The sequence below is a fragment of the Paenibacillus swuensis genome, from assembly GCF_001644605.1.
GTDB lineage: Bacteria > Bacillota > Bacilli > Paenibacillales > DY6 > Paenibacillus_N > Paenibacillus_N swuensis.
In genome coordinates, this window is sequence record NZ_CP011388.1 from 3,596,619 (window position 1) to 3,610,917 (window position 14,299).

The window sequence follows — 14,299 nt, forward strand, 5'->3', positions numbered from 1 at the left end:
AGAGGGGAATACTGCTAGCGAGGTGATGAATATGCAGGATAAACCGTATTTTTGCCCGAATTGTCGATCTAACAGAGTGAAGTTCAGCGTATTGTCAAGTTATAACCAAAGATTTCTGAAAGACGCGATCACCGGTGTGGTTGAGGAAATGGCTGAACCCGTGGAAGTCCAACAGACGGAACCGCACATTCAATGCATGGTATGTCAGTTTGTCGGCAATGAAATGCGATTCGTGAAACAAGCGGAACGTGAACCGCGGACGGTAACGGTTGTTTCATCTGTCTATTAAAAGGGGTAAAAACAATGGGGCTCTTTTCTTCGGAAATAGAGCCTTTTTTTATGTTTATTACCCGAGGAATAAGAAAAAACGGGAAGATCCTCCAAAGTATGACGTTGTTTGCGCAGCCGCGTCAATTTTTAGCCGAGAAAACAAGACAAATACGCATCAGAGTGATACAATAGAAAAGGTTTTGGAATGAATACGTATACATAGTTCGATAGGAGGATTTGTAGATGAATATCCATGAGTATCAAGGTAAAGAAGTCCTGAAACAATATGGTGTTGCAGTTCCTCAGGGCAAAGTCGCGTTTACTGTGGATGAAGCGGTTGCTGCGGCTGGAGAGCTCGGCACTTCCGTTGTTGTAGTTAAAGCACAGATTCATGCAGGCGGCCGCGGTAAAGCGGGCGGAGTAAAAATCGCCAAAAACTTGGACGAGGTTCGCGCGTATGCCTCTGAAATCCTCGGTAAAGTGCTTGTCACGCACCAAACGGGACCCGAAGGTAAAGAAGTTAAGCGCCTGTTGATTGAACAAGGCTGCGATATTAAGAAAGAATACTACGTCGGCGTTGTTGTGGATCGGGCTACAGGACGTGTGGTCATGATGGGTTCGGAAGAAGGCGGAACCGAAATTGAAGAAGTAGCCGCTCATTCTCCGGAGAAGATCTTTAAAGAGATTGTTGACCCGGCGATCGGCCTGCAGCCTTTCCAAGCACGCAGACTTGCTTATAACATTAACATTCCTACGGAGTTAGTAAATAAAGCGGCTAAATTTATGACGCAGCTTTACACGGCATTCGTTGAGAAAGATTGCTCTATTGCCGAGATCAACCCTCTGGTTGTTACAGGCGACGGCAATGTTATGGCGCTAGACGCTAAATTAAACTTCGACTCTAACGCACTGTACCGTCATAAAGATATTCAGGCGCTGCGCGATCTTGAGGAAGAAGATGATAAGGAAATTGAAGCATCCAAGTATGACTTGAGCTACATCGCGTTAGACGGCAACATTGGTTGCATGGTTAACGGCGCTGGACTTGCTATGGCTACCATGGATATTATCAAGCATTACGGAGGCGACCCTGCGAACTTCCTAGATGTTGGGGGCGGTGCCACTAAAGAGAAAGTTACAGAAGCTTTCAAGATCATCTTGTCCGATACCAAAGTTAAGGGAATCTTCGTTAATATCTTCGGCGGCATCATGCGTTGCGACGTTATTGCCGATGGTGTGGTCGCTGCTGCGCGCGAGCTTGGCTTGGACCGACCGCTGGTTGTTCGTCTTGAAGGTACGAATGTGGATCTTGGCAAAAAAATTCTTAACGAATCCGGCCTGAACATTGTAGCCGCGGATTCGATGGCAGACGGAGCACAGAAGATCGTTGCTTTAGTACAGTAATCCGGCAATGCGCGATTTAACATTAATCATATTCGGGGTGAAGAGACAATGAGTATCTTGGTCAATAAAAATACGAAGGTCATTACACAAGGTATTACCGGCGCTACCGGCTTGTTCCACACCAAAGGCGGCTTAGAGTACGGTACACAAATGGTTGGCGGGGTTACTCCCGGTAAAGGCGGTACGAACGTAGAGATTACGCTTGAGAACGGTGAAGTGAAGTCTCTGCCTGTTTTCAATACGGTAGAACAAGCTAAGAAAGCGACTGGCGCCAACGCATCGGTGATTTATGTGCCGCCGGCTTTCGCGGCAGATTCCATTATCGAAGCTGTAGATGCGGAAATTGAATTGGTTATCTGTATTACCGAAGGAATTCCTGTGCTTGATATGGTGAGAGTATCCCGTTACATGGAGGGCAAGAATTCGGTACTGATCGGTCCTAACTGTCCGGGCGTCATTACTCCTGGAGAGTGCAAGATCGGAATCATGCCGGGCTACATCCATCTCCCGGGTCATGTCGGTGTTGTTTCCCGAAGCGGAACTCTGACATACGAGGCTGTACACCAGCTTACAACTCGCGGAATCGGTCAATCCTCCGCGGTAGGTATTGGCGGAGATCCGGTAAAGGGTTCCGAATTCATCGACATCTTAAAAATGTTTAATGAAGATCCGGACACCTATGCGGTAATCATGATCGGAGAAATCGGCGGAACGGCTGAAGAAGAAGCGGCTGAATGGATTAAAGCGAATATGACTAAACCGGTTGTTGGCTTTATCGGCGGTAAAACAGCTCCTGAAGGCAAACGTATGGGTCATGCGGGCGCAATCATTTCCGGAGGTAAAGGCACAGCGGCAGAGAAGGTGGCGACACTGGAAGCTTGCGGCGTTAAAGTGGCTCCAACACCTTCTGAAATGGGTTCTACATTGGTAAGTGTGCTTGAAGAGCAAGGACTGCTGGACAAATGTATCGTTAAGAAGTAATATAGTTGGTAACAGCTATTTCATATCGTTCGGAACGGTAAGCAACCTTTCCACTCCTATAGGAGCGGGGAGGTTGCTTTTTTTGTTGCGATCCAGGGGGTTTTGAGGAAATGTCATTAGAAGCCGTTGAATTGGATGAAAGGGAACTGTTATTTGGTCTTCATCAAGTGCCGAGTATCGGCTGGAAATCAATTCGTAAACTCGTTCTGCATACGCGAAGCTTAACAGAGCTGCTGAATATGAAAATGAAGGACGAAGTTTGTATACAACTTCCGTTGGAACAACACCGGAAAGAGGCGCTTTGCCAATCATTCACAACAGAGTTTATCAAACAAAGGATTAAGCTTTACAGAGAATCCGGCATCCAAGTTGTGACAATTCTTGATAAAGCTTACCCAGAAGTTATGAAAGAGAGTTCAGAGCCTCCATGGGTCTTATACGCCCGTGGTAAAGTGGAGTTGATGAACATGCCGCTTATCGCTATGGTGGGCGCGCGTACTCCGACAGCATACGGCCGTAAAGCGGCCGAGGAATTAGCGGCCGCCCTGGTTAAGGCCGAAATAGGTGTTGTCAGCGGACTTGCCCGCGGAATCGACAGTTGCGCGCATCAAGGTACGCTCAACGCTGGAGGAGCTACCATCGCCGTGCTGGGTACAGGCATTGATGTGGTGTATCCGCCGGAGAACCGCGCGTTGTATAATAGCATCTCCGAGCGCGGACTTGTGTTGTCGGAATTCCCTATGGGCACACCTTCGAAGGCGGGTATGTTTCCGCAACGCAACCGCATTATTGCGGGAATGTCACTTGGCACAATCGTTGTGGAAGCCGCGAAGCAAAGCGGATCCCTTATTACGGCCGAATATGCGTTCAATGAGAATCGGGAGGTATTTGCCGTACCAGGTTATTTCTCTTCGCCGAAAAGCCAGGGAACGCACGAGCTGATTAAGAATGGCAAGGGAAGGCTAATCTGCTCAATCGGTGATATATTGGAAGAGTTAAGCTATCTAAAACCCGGACCGGTGCTTGGAAAACATGCGGTACCCGCTGTTATGCCGGAGGTGGAGCTTACGAGTGAAGAGAGACAATTGATGGAACATATGACGATTGAAGGCATTACATTGGATGAGTTACATAGCCGTTCCAACATTGAATTTGGACATTTGCACGCACTTCTGTTACATTTATTGATAAAAAAGCAAATCAAACAATTGCCTGGTTCTTGTTACGCTTTATTCTAATTAGACCATCTGGGGAGGAAGCACCACCTATGGCCGACGCTCTAGTAATAGTGGAATCACCGGCGAAAGCCAAGACGATCGGGAAATATCTCGGAAATAAATATATTGTTAAAGCCTCTATGGGGCATGTACGCGATCTGCCTAAGAGTCAGATTGGTGTCGAAGTGGACAATGATTTCTCACCTAAATATATAACGATTCGCGGTAAAGGCGACGTACTTAAGGAATTGAAAGACGCCCGCAAGAAGGTCAAGAAAGTATATCTCGCGGCTGACCCGGATCGCGAAGGTGAAGCGATCGCCTGGCACCTTGCACATTATCTGGACGTTTCCGAAGATGAGCAATGCCGTGTTGTATTTAATGAAATTACGAAACAAGCCGTGAAAGACGCCTTTAAGACACCACGGCGGATTAATATGGATTTAGTTAACGCGCAACAAGCCCGTCGTATTCTGGACAGACTCGTAGGATATAAAATTTCACCTCTTCTATGGAAGAAAGTAAAGAAGGGTCTATCCGCAGGACGTGTACAATCCGTTGCGGTTAAGATCATTATTGACCGTGAGAATGAAATCAACGAGTTTGTTCCCGAAGAGTACTGGACAATTACAGCTACTCTTCTTAGCGGGACTGTAAAGTTTGAAGCTAAATTTTATGGAATCCACGGGGAGAAGAAAGAGCTTTCCAGCGAGCAGGATGTCCAAGATGTCCTCCAAGCCATGGCCAATAACGACTTTACGGTTAAGGAAGTGAAAGAAAGGGAACGCGGCCGCAATCCATCCGCACCTTTCACTACCAGTTCTCTGCAACAAGAGGCTGCGCGTAAACTGAACTTCCGGGCTGCCAAGACGATGTCAGTAGCTCAGCAACTCTATGAAGGTGTTGATCTTGGAAAGGAAGGAACCGTAGGTTTAATTACTTATATGCGTACGGATTCAACCCGTATTTCGCCTGTTGCTCAGGAAGAAGCCAAGGAATACATCATTGGCAAGTATGGTGAGAGCTATGTACCTGAATCACCAAGGAACTATTCAAAGAAAGCCGCCAATGCGCAAGACGCTCATGAAGCCGTTCGTCCGACTTCGGTGATGAGAGCTCCTGACGATATCAAGGAATTTATGAGCCGTGATCAGTTCAGGCTTTATAAACTGGTTTGGGAACGGTTTTTGGCCAGCCAGATGTCATCCGCCGTGTTAGATACGTTAACCGTCGACATACAGGTTGGACCTGCTGTGTTTAGAGCAACAGGATCCAAAATCAAGTTTCCGGGATTTATGAAAGTGTATGTGGAAGGCAACGATGACGGCTCAACGGACGAGGAGAAATTCCTGCCGGCTATGACGGCAGGCGATGCTCTTAAACATGAAGAAATTGAACCGAAGCAGCATTTCACACAGCCCCCGCCACGGTACACGGAGGCCAGATTGGTGAAAACGCTTGAGGAAGAGGGAATCGGTCGCCCAAGTACGTACGCGCCAACGCTTGAAACGATTCAGAAACGGGGCTATGTGGCTCTGGAGGAAAAGAAGTTTATTCCTACGGAGTTGGGAGAGCTAGTAATTCAGTTAATGGAAGAGTTCTTCCCGGAAATTCTGAATCTTGAATTCACCGCCAATATGGAAGATAACTTGGATCATGTGGGCGACGGCAGTGTGGATTGGGTGAAAGTGCTGGGCGATTTCTATGAACCGTTCGAGAAACGTCTTGAATTCGCCGAAGAAGAAATGAAAGAAATCGAAATTCAGGACGAAATTTCCGACGAGCTGTGCGAGAAATGCGGTAAACATCTGGTTTACAAGATGGGCCGATTCGGGAAATTTCTGGCTTGCTCCGGATTTCCGGATTGCCGTAATACGAAACCGATAGTTAAGGATATCGGTGTAACCTGTCCGAAGTGTCATGAAGGACATATGATTGAACGGCGCAGTAAGAAAGGCCGCGTATTCTATGGATGCGACCGTTATCCCGATTGCGATAATGTCATGTGGGATAAGCCCGTGCAGAAGCCATGTCCGGATTGCGGTAATTTAATGATTGAGAAACGTACCAAAAAGGGCACAACCCTGAAATGTACGGTGTGTGAGCATAATGAAGAGGCGGCGGATTAAATTCCCCGTCCCTTTTGTCTTATGTAAGGAAAAATTAATTATTCAATGTTTGAGGAGGATTTATATTTTGGTAGAAACACCTAAGGTAACAGTCATCGGAGCAGGTCTCGCAGGCAGTGAGGCAGCCTGGCAAATCGCTAAGCAAGGCGTTGCCGTGACCCTATATGAGATGAGACCCGTACGCCAAACTCCCGCGCACCATACGGATAAATTTGCGGAATTGGTATGCAGTAACTCCTTCAGAGCTAACGGGATAGCCAACGCTGTAGGATTGTTAAAAGAAGAGATGCGATTGTTTGATTCTCTGATATTGGGGAGCGCGGATCGTAACAGCGTTCCCGCGGGAGGAGCGCTGGCCGTTGACCGGGATGGCTTCTCCGGCGAAGTGACGGATACGTTGCACAATCACCCCCTTATCGATGTGAGAAAGGAAGAAATCACGGAAATTCCTGAAGGAATTGTAGTAATTGCGACGGGTCCATTGACTTCTCCAGCTTTATCTGAAAAAATCCAAGCCTTGTTAGGCCAGGAATATTTCTATTTCTATGATGCGGCTGCACCGATTATTGAGAAGGATTCAATTGATATGAGTAAGGTTTACCTCGCTTCGCGTTACGATAAAGGTGAAGCCGCCTACTTGAATTGTCCGATGACGGAAGAAGAATTTAATGTTTTTCATGAGGCTCTGACAACAGCGGAGGCTGCGCCTCTTAAGGATTTTGAGAAAGAGGTTTACTTTGAGGGTTGTATGCCGATTGAAATAATGGCGCAGCGCGGCATTCAAACCGTTCTGTTCGGTCCGATGAAGCCGGTTGGTTTGGTGAATCCGCATACGGGTACATTACCGCATGCGGTTGTTCAGTTACGACAAGATAATACCGCAGGTACACTGTACAATATGGTTGGCTTCCAAACCCATCTGAAGTGGGGAGAACAGAAGCGTGTATTCTCGCTGATTCCGGGTCTGGAAAACGCTGAAATTGTGCGTTATGGGGTAATGCATCGAAATACGTTCATCAATTCGCCCAAGCTGCTTAAACCGACGTATCAATTTAAAGAGCGACCTAACTTGTTCTTTGCGGGTCAGATGACCGGTGTTGAAGGTTACGTGGAGTCTGCTGCATCAGGTTTGCTAGCCGGTATGAACGCAGGTAGAATTGCATTGGGGAAAGATCCCGTTGTCCCACCCAATGAAACTGCTTTAGGCAGTATGGCTCATTACATTACCACAGCGGACTTTAAGCATTTTCAGCCGATGAATGCCAATTTCGGTCTTTTGCCTCCGCTAGAGAAACGGATCCGCAATAAGAAAGAAAAGAATGAGAAAATCGCAGAGAGGGCACTTTCCTCGATTCGAGAGTTTTCCTTAAATTTAAATTGATATCTATGATTTGAGATTTGAGCAGCGTGTTACGATTACTATACTTTTCCGGCACACAAACATGAAAGCGGGTGTAACCTTTGCTGGATGAATTTTTAACGGATGGTTATCTTCGTTACTTAACAGCCGAGAAGAACGCATCGGAACACACGTTAAACCATTATGCCAAAGATCTGGAGCAATTCACGGCTTTTTTGCAGGCAAGACAAATTCCTTCCTTTGCTGAAGTGTCCTATCTGCACGTCAGAATGTTTCTCAGTGAACTAAACGGAAAAGACTATGCCAAAAGCACCGTATCCCGCAAGCTTTCATCGTTACGATCCTTTTATAGCTATCTGGTCAGGGAAGGGTTGGTCGAGGTCAGTCCTTTCACCTATATACGCACACCGAAACGGGACAAGAAGCTGCCTAAGTTTATGTATGCCGAGGAGATGGCGGCTTTATTGGAAGCACCGGACCGCAGTTCCACATTAGGGATTAGAGATGCCGCCATTATGGAAGTGCTGTATGCCAGCGGTATGCGGGTGAGTGAATTGGCCGGGCTCAATATATCCTCACTTGATCTTGAATACGGCATCGCGCTAGTGTTTGGGAAAGGCTCTAAGGAACGCTACGTTCCTCTAGGAGAGCACGCAATAGATGCGTTGAGGAAATATCTATCCGAAGCAAGAATGAAGCTTAGGCAAACGAATATGAATAAAGGGGACGGACACTCGGAAGAGGCGGTGTTCCTTAATCATAGAGGCACCCGGTTAAGCGATCGAAGCGTTCGGCGGTTGCTGGATAAATATGTGGATGGAATTGCTGAGCTGCGACAGGTCAGCCCGCATACCCTCCGGCATAGCTTTGCCACGCATATGCTCGAAGCGGGAGCTGATTTAAGGACTGTTCAAGAGTTGCTTGGTCATGTCAACATTTCTACAACACAGATCTACACGCACATTACAAAAGGGCATCTGCAATCTGTGTACAACCGGGCTCATCCGAGGGCATGATGACGTACTTTAGAAGGGAGCTGATTTAATATGGGAGAAATTCCGACATTTCACGCGACAACGATTTTTGCGATACGCCATGAGGGAAGAGGGGCTATTGCCGGAGACGGGCAAGTGACATTTGGTAACAACATGGTCATGAAGGCGTCTGCTAAGAAGGTCCGCCGTCTGTATAGGGGAAAAGTGATTGCCGGTTTTGCGGGCTCCGTTGCAGATGCCATAACTTTATTTGAGAAATTCGAGAATAAACTTGAAGAACATCACGGCAACCTGCAGCGTGCAGCCGTAGAATTAGCTAAAGACTGGCGGTCCGACCGGGTGTTGCGAAAGTTGGAAGCCATGATGATTGTGATGGATGCGACCGGTTTATTGCTGATTTCAGGCAACGGTGAAATTATTGAGCCGGATGACGGAATTCTCGCAATCGGATCGGGCGGAAGTTTTGCGTTGGCAGCAGGCAGGGCTATGAAGCGTCATGCTTCAACAATGGAAGCGAAAGAAATTGCCCGGGGCGCGTTACAAGTGGCTGCGGAAATTTGTGTCTTTACGAATGAAAATATTATTGTTGAAGAAATATAACAGACCTTATTCGACCAAATCAGGAGGGCTGCACACATGGATCAACAATCCTTAACCCCAAGACAGATTGTTTCCGAGCTTAATAAATATATCGTGGGACAACACAAAGCCAAGAAATCCGTTGCTGTCGCTTTACGCAATCGCTATCGCAGGAGCAAGTTAGATGAGCAATTAAGGGATGAAATTGTACCTAAGAATATATTGATGATCGGACCAACGGGCGTTGGAAAGACTGAAATAGCCCGGCGGCTGGCCAAACTTGCGGGCGCGCCTTTCATAAAAATAGAAGCCACTAAATTCACGGAAGTCGGATATGTCGGACGTGATGTGGAATCTATGGTGCGCGATCTTGCTGAAATTTCGATTCGTATGGTGAAGTCGGAAAGAACCGAAATGGTTAAAGACGAAGCCTTGGTTATGGCCAATGAAAGAATTGTCTCTATTATCGTTCCGTCCGCGGCTAAAGCGAAAAACGGACGAAACCCGTTCGAGATGTTGTTCGGCGGCACAGGAGGCACGGCTTCGACAGAACCGGAAGAACAAGATCATTCACTTGCGGATAAACGAGCGAAAATTCGGGCAAAGTTGGAAGAAGGACTTCTTGAAGAGGAAATTATAGAGATTGAAGTTGAAGATTCAACTCCTTCTATGTTTGATATGCTTGCCGGACAAGGGAATGAGCAGATGGGAATGAATATGCAGGAAATGTTCGGCAATTTCATGCCCAAGAAGCTCAAAAAAAGAAAACTTCCCGTTAAGGAAGCAAGAAAAGCCTTAGTACAGGAAGAAGCCCAAAAGTTGATAGACATGGACGATGTCATCAGCGAATCTGTGCGTCGTACCGAGCAGACAGGGATTATTTTTATTGACGAAATAGACAAAATCGCCGGTTCAGGAAGAGGCAACGGACCCGATGTATCCCGCGAAGGGGTGCAGAGAGACATATTACCTATCGTTGAAGGATCCACAATCATGACGAAATACGGTCCGATCCGAACAGACTATATTCTGTTTATCGCGGCCGGCGCGTTTCATATTTCTAAACCATCCGATTTGATTCCGGAATTGCAAGGTCGATTCCCTATTCGTGTTGAACTCAGCAATTTAAGTGTAGAGGATTTTGTATCCATATTGACCGAGCCCAAGAACGCTCTGACGAAACAATACACGGCATTGTTGGAAACCGAAGGCATTCGGGTAGAGTTCTCAGATGATGCCATTAAAGAAATTGCCACCATTGCCGCGACAGTAAACAGCAATACAGAAAATATCGGAGCGCGAAGACTCCATACCATTCTTGAGAAGCTGTTAGAGGATTTATCATTTGAAGCATCTGATATTCCGTTGGAAGAGATGATGATTACACCTGAGTATGTTCGTGAGAAATTATCAGATATTGCTCAGAATAAAGATTTAAGCCAATATATTTTATAGCTGTACCCGGGGGTTCATATGGACCCCCTACCTCGGGAGGCCAGGAACGTGACGCTACTTACTAAAACTAGAACATTAAACAAACTGCTGCAGAAAGCAGCAGGCCATGCCGTTAATTTTACGGAGATGGCGGAAGTACTACAAAGCATTATTGATTCGAATGTCTATGTGATCAGCCGCAAGGGAAAAGTATTGGGATTATCCGTTCATCCGCAGCATCAGCCGCATCTTATTCAGCAATCCGTTCTGGAAGAAAGGCGAATTCCTGAAGATTATAATAAAGTTTTGTTAAGAATTGACGAAACGGCCGCCAATATTGAAGCTGAAACTTCAACGGATGGAATGGGGAGCAGCAGCATTCACCACTGGCTGAACCATAAATACATGACCATTGTTCCCATTATCGGAAGCGGGCAGAGACAGGGTACACTTGTTTTATCCCGCATGGAAGTACCATTTGTTGATGATGACTTAATCCTGGCGGAGTATGGTTCTACCGTTATTGCTATGGAAATTCTGCGAGAGAAAGCCGAGGAAATTGAGCTAGCCGCAAGAAGTAAAGCCGTTGTCTCTGTTGCTATGGGTTCACTCTCATTCAGCGAGATGGAAGCCGTGGAGCACATTTTTGAGGAGTTAGGCAGGAAAGAAGGCCTACTTGTAGCCAGTAAGATCGCTGACAGAGTGGGAATCACAAGGTCCGTAATCGTAAATGCACTAAGGAAATTAGAAAGCGCTGGCGTGATCGAAACGCGTTCTCTCGGCATGAAAGGGACCTATATCAAAATTTTAAATGACCAATTAGCACTAGAACTTAACAAAAATAACAATTAATTTACAGAAAAATCCGAAAAAAGCCTTCAAAAGATAGGGCTTTTTTCTTATTGTGCAAAATAGGATAATCTTGGAGTATAGATATGTAGATTCCTAGCACTATTTCTCAGATCTTGTCGAGTCATGTTGCAGGAATAACAAAACCGTATGTAGAATATTGTTGCAAAGATCAAATAAGAGGTGGGTTTAAGCATGAATATTTTTAACAGCGTGGGAGTTCAATCATTAGAACGTGCTTTGGACGCATCGATGCTTAGGCAAAAGGTTATCACCAACAATGTAGCGAATGTGGATACTCCTCATTTCAAGCGCTCTGAAGTAAAGTTCGAGGAATACCTTCAGGCTTCAGAGGATGCTTTAGTCCCCCGTCCATTGACAGGATCACGGACGAACCCCCGGCATTTTCAAATCGGAACAGCGCAATCCGCGCCAACCCCTTCCGTAGTAACTAACGGAACCACTTCAATGAACAATAATCAAAACAATGTGGATATTGATTATGAGATGACGGAGCTGGCTAAAAATCAGCTGAAATATAACACCTATGTTCAGCAGCTAAATCACGAGTTTGCTCAACTGCGCATAGCTACAGACGGGAGGAAATAATGAATGAAGCTGTCTAACGGCTTTGATGCCAGTGCTTCGGCATTGACAGCACAAAGATTACGGATGGATACGATATCATCCAATATAGCGAACAGTGAAACTACGCGTGGTCGATTTGTCAATGGTCAATTTGAACCATATCGGCGCAAAATGATTGTCATGGAACCCTATCAACAGAACTCTTTTGCTAATGTGCTAGATCAAGCTATGAGTGGAAAGACGATGGAGAAAGGTTCTGAGGGAGTTAAAGTAACTAGAATTGTCGAAGATCAAACCCCGTTCAAACAAGTTTACAATCCTACACATCCGGATGCGGATGCTAACGGCTTTGTGAATATGCCGAATGTCGATGTGCTTAAAGAGATGGTAGATATGATTTCGGCGACCCGTTCCTATGAAGCTAACGTAACGGCACTGAACGCGACAAAATCTATGTTCATGAAAGCTTTGGAAATTGGAAGGTAATTACCTAACATTGATTGGCATCTTATGGTAAACTACTTGCTTGGAGGAGAAACGTATGATAGAAAGAGCCGCAATACAGCCGCTTAAGATGATCTTGCCTGCAGACGGCGGTATGAAGACCGGGAGCAGTTCCGAAGTAACTGAGAAATTCACAGCTTATTTACAAAATGCGATGGAGCAGATCAACACGCAACAAAAGAATGTGGATCTGTTGAATGAGAAATTCGCCATTGGCGAAGCGGACGTTCACCAGGTGATGATCGCATCCCAAAAAGCGGAGCTAGGCTTACAGCTCACCTCTCAAATACGCAACAAAGTGATAGAAGCGTACCAAGAGATTATGAGAACTCAAATGTAACTATTCGTACTCTTCTATATCGTATAATATTTGGGTGAGGTGACGTTGTGAACGAAAGGCTTATCCAATATCGGGACCGCCTAACCGGGTATTGGACACAATTTAATAAGACACAAAAAATAATGGTAATTTCCGCCATGGCAATGACGTTGCTCGCTATTATTCTAGCAAGCTTCTATTTTTCCAAGACAGAGTATTCGGTAGCTTTCACGGATTTGGATTCCGCGGATGCTTCGGCAATCGTCACATATTTGGAAGCAGAAGGCATCGGTTATGAGTTAAATCCTGCAGCAGATGGGAAGTCCGTCATCGCGGTTCCCAGCGCGGAAGCAACAAGGGTTAAGATTGAGGCGGAAGCACAAAACTTACTTCAGAACGGAAGTATCGGGTACGGCATGTTCAGGCAAAGTGAATCTATGTTCGGCCGCACGGAAAGCGAATTTGAAATTGCAAACAAAGATGCGTTAGCGGGAGAAATCCAGCAGTTGCTAAACGCAATGAACGGCGTGAATAGCTCCAAGGTCGTAGTAACCATTCCTGAAGAGAGTGTGTTTCTTCCTACAGAGGAGCAACAACAAGCTCAAGCTTCAGTGAATATCGACTTCAAAGCAGGCTATCGTCCAAATCAAGAACAAATCGATTCCTTCTACAATCTGGTTTCGAAGAGTGTCGAGGACTTACCTGTGGATAACATTACCGTCACCGATTCCGACAGCGAGTTATTTCCGTCATCGAAATCTACGGGGAATGAATCAGCAGGGGTTATAGATCAACATTTCCACATCACTAATCAGTTTAACAAAACTATTGAATCTAATGTTAAGCAATTTCTGGGTCCGCTGTTTGGAAGTGGGAATTTCGTAGTTAGTGTCGTATCCAAGCTAAACTTCGATAAAGTAAACACGGAAGAGAAGTTGTTCAGACCTGTTGTGGATGATGAAGGAATCACTCGATCGTTGCAGGAAATACAAAAATCTTACAGTGGGGAATCTACTGCCGCAGGCGGGGTTCCAGGGACCGGTCAGACGGATGTGCCTAATTATCCCGATGGATCCGATACAGGGAAAACGACCTCAGAAGAAATTTCCAGAACGATAAATTACGAGGTTGATGAAATTCATAATGAAATTTCACGCAGTCCTTACGCTATTAAAGACTTAACCATTAATGTGGGTATTGAACCACCCGATCCGAATAATCCTGCAACATTAACACAGGACACCAAGGATGCCGTCAAAAATATCCTCGTTAACATGGTAAGCGCATCGTTGTCGGACAATGGAGTTGAATATACTCCTGAGGAGATGCAGAACAAAGTCATCATTCTCGCTAAAGCATTTGAAGGTAAAGAAGTCCAATCAGCTTCAGCTTCGCTAAACAAGTATCTTTTATATGGACTTGGCGGTGTGGCGCTAGCGTTGGTAGCCGGCGGAATTGTCCTTGCCATACGTAAGAGACGCCGTGATGCGGAAATGATCGAAGAGGAAATACCGGAAGCACCCACTCGAATTGAATTGCCGACCATTGAGATGGATCCTGCAAGAAACGAGAATCAGGTGCGCAAGCAACTGGAGATGTTAGCCAAGAAACGGCCTGAGGAGTTTGTGAATTTACTACGCACTTGGCTAGTTGACGAATAGAGGTGTAAC

Annotated in this window: 14 protein-coding genes; all 14 read left to right on the forward strand. The window is 45.9% G+C overall.

From position 1 onward, the window contains the following. The first annotated feature begins 91 nt into the window (after positions 1 to 91). The 14 genes from SY83_RS15925 (at position 92) to fliF (ending at position 14,290) form a co-directional block, all read left to right on the forward strand. Positions 92 to 289, forward strand: coding sequence for a hypothetical protein (locus tag SY83_RS15925; protein ID WP_231891270.1), 198 nt, complete (start codon positions 92 to 94; stop codon positions 287 to 289). Positions 290 to 513: 224 nt separating this feature from the next. After that, positions 514 to 1,674 (forward strand): ADP-forming succinate--CoA ligase subunit beta, encoded by a 1,161-nt coding sequence (gene sucC / locus SY83_RS15930; protein ID WP_068608306.1) that lies wholly within the window; start codon positions 514 to 516, stop codon positions 1,672 to 1,674. 48 nt (positions 1,675 to 1,722) lie between these two features. Continuing rightward, positions 1,723 to 2,655 carry a succinate--CoA ligase subunit alpha gene (sucD, locus tag SY83_RS15935; protein WP_068608309.1) on the forward strand — a complete coding sequence of 311 codons (933 nt, stop codon included), beginning with the start codon at positions 1,723 to 1,725 and terminating at the stop codon, positions 2,653 to 2,655. A gap of 110 nt (positions 2,656 to 2,765) precedes the next feature. Then, positions 2,766 to 3,893: a DNA-processing protein DprA gene (gene dprA, locus SY83_RS15940; RefSeq protein ID WP_231891271.1), complete on the forward strand. Its 1,128-nt coding sequence runs from the start codon at positions 2,766 to 2,768 to the stop codon at positions 3,891 to 3,893. Positions 3,894 to 3,922: 29 nt separating this feature from the next. Beyond that, the gene (gene topA / locus SY83_RS15945; protein ID WP_068608311.1) at positions 3,923 to 6,001 is read left to right on the forward strand and encodes a type I DNA topoisomerase; all 2,079 of its coding nucleotides are present in this window, start codon (positions 3,923 to 3,925) and stop codon (positions 5,999 to 6,001) included. A gap of 67 nt (positions 6,002 to 6,068) precedes the next feature. Continuing rightward, the gene (trmFO, locus tag SY83_RS15950) at positions 6,069 to 7,382 is read left to right on the forward strand and encodes an FADH(2)-oxidizing methylenetetrahydrofolate--tRNA-(uracil(54)-C(5))-methyltransferase TrmFO (RefSeq protein ID WP_068608313.1); all 1,314 of its coding nucleotides are present in this window, start codon (positions 6,069 to 6,071) and stop codon (positions 7,380 to 7,382) included. An 80-nt stretch (positions 7,383 to 7,462) separates the two neighbouring features. Next, a complete protein-coding gene (gene xerC / locus SY83_RS15955; protein WP_068608315.1) occupies positions 7,463 to 8,377 on the forward strand; it encodes a tyrosine recombinase XerC in 915 nt (304 codons plus the stop codon). Between the two features lie 30 nt (positions 8,378 to 8,407). Beyond that, entirely contained in the window at positions 8,408 to 8,956 is a 549-nt protein-coding gene (gene hslV / locus SY83_RS15960; protein WP_068608318.1) for an ATP-dependent protease subunit HslV, read from the forward strand. 36 nt (positions 8,957 to 8,992) lie between these two features. Next, positions 8,993 to 10,390, forward strand: coding sequence for an ATP-dependent protease ATPase subunit HslU (hslU, locus tag SY83_RS15965; RefSeq protein WP_068608319.1), 1,398 nt, complete (start codon positions 8,993 to 8,995; stop codon positions 10,388 to 10,390). A 48-nt stretch (positions 10,391 to 10,438) separates the two neighbouring features. After that, positions 10,439 to 11,221 carry a GTP-sensing pleiotropic transcriptional regulator CodY gene (gene codY / locus SY83_RS15970; protein WP_068608321.1) on the forward strand — a complete coding sequence of 261 codons (783 nt, stop codon included), beginning with the start codon at positions 10,439 to 10,441 and terminating at the stop codon, positions 11,219 to 11,221. Between the two features lie 192 nt (positions 11,222 to 11,413). After that, positions 11,414 to 11,827 (forward strand): flagellar basal body rod protein FlgB, encoded by a 414-nt coding sequence (gene flgB, locus SY83_RS15975; protein ID WP_068608323.1) that lies wholly within the window; start codon positions 11,414 to 11,416, stop codon positions 11,825 to 11,827. 3 nt (positions 11,828 to 11,830) lie between these two features. Beyond that, positions 11,831 to 12,292: a flagellar basal body rod protein FlgC gene (flgC, locus tag SY83_RS15980; protein ID WP_068608325.1), complete on the forward strand. Its 462-nt coding sequence runs from the start codon at positions 11,831 to 11,833 to the stop codon at positions 12,290 to 12,292. 55 nt (positions 12,293 to 12,347) lie between these two features. Then, positions 12,348 to 12,650, forward strand: a complete 303-nt coding sequence (fliE, locus tag SY83_RS15985; RefSeq protein WP_068608328.1) for a flagellar hook-basal body complex protein FliE — start codon at positions 12,348 to 12,350, stop codon at positions 12,648 to 12,650. A 47-nt stretch (positions 12,651 to 12,697) separates the two neighbouring features. Next, entirely contained in the window at positions 12,698 to 14,290 is a 1,593-nt protein-coding gene (gene fliF, locus SY83_RS15990) for a flagellar basal-body MS-ring/collar protein FliF (protein ID WP_068608330.1), read from the forward strand. Positions 14,291 to 14,299: the final 9 nt, after the last annotated feature.

What these genes read in the sequence shown, in the direction of transcription:
- hslU (WP_068608319.1), top strand. Translation starts at nt 8,993, where the DNA reads ATGGATCAACAATCCTTAACCCCAAGACAGATTGTTTCCGAGCTTAAT.
- sucD (WP_068608309.1), top strand. Translation starts at nt 1,723, where the DNA reads ATGAGTATCTTGGTCAATAAAAATACGAAGGTCATTACACAAGGTATT.
- dprA (WP_231891271.1), top strand. Translation starts at nt 2,766, where the DNA reads ATGTCATTAGAAGCCGTTGAATTGGATGAAAGGGAACTGTTATTTGGT.
- sucC (WP_068608306.1), top strand. Translation starts at nt 514, where the DNA reads ATGAATATCCATGAGTATCAAGGTAAAGAAGTCCTGAAACAATATGGT.
- hslV (WP_068608318.1), top strand. Translation starts at nt 8,408, where the DNA reads ATGGGAGAAATTCCGACATTTCACGCGACAACGATTTTTGCGATACGC.
- flgB (WP_068608323.1), top strand. Translation starts at nt 11,414, where the DNA reads ATGAATATTTTTAACAGCGTGGGAGTTCAATCATTAGAACGTGCTTTG.
- fliE (WP_068608328.1), top strand. Translation starts at nt 12,348, where the DNA reads ATGATAGAAAGAGCCGCAATACAGCCGCTTAAGATGATCTTGCCTGCA.
- flgC (WP_068608325.1), top strand. Translation starts at nt 11,831, where the DNA reads ATGAAGCTGTCTAACGGCTTTGATGCCAGTGCTTCGGCATTGACAGCA.
- topA (WP_068608311.1), top strand. Translation starts at nt 3,923, where the DNA reads ATGGCCGACGCTCTAGTAATAGTGGAATCACCGGCGAAAGCCAAGACG.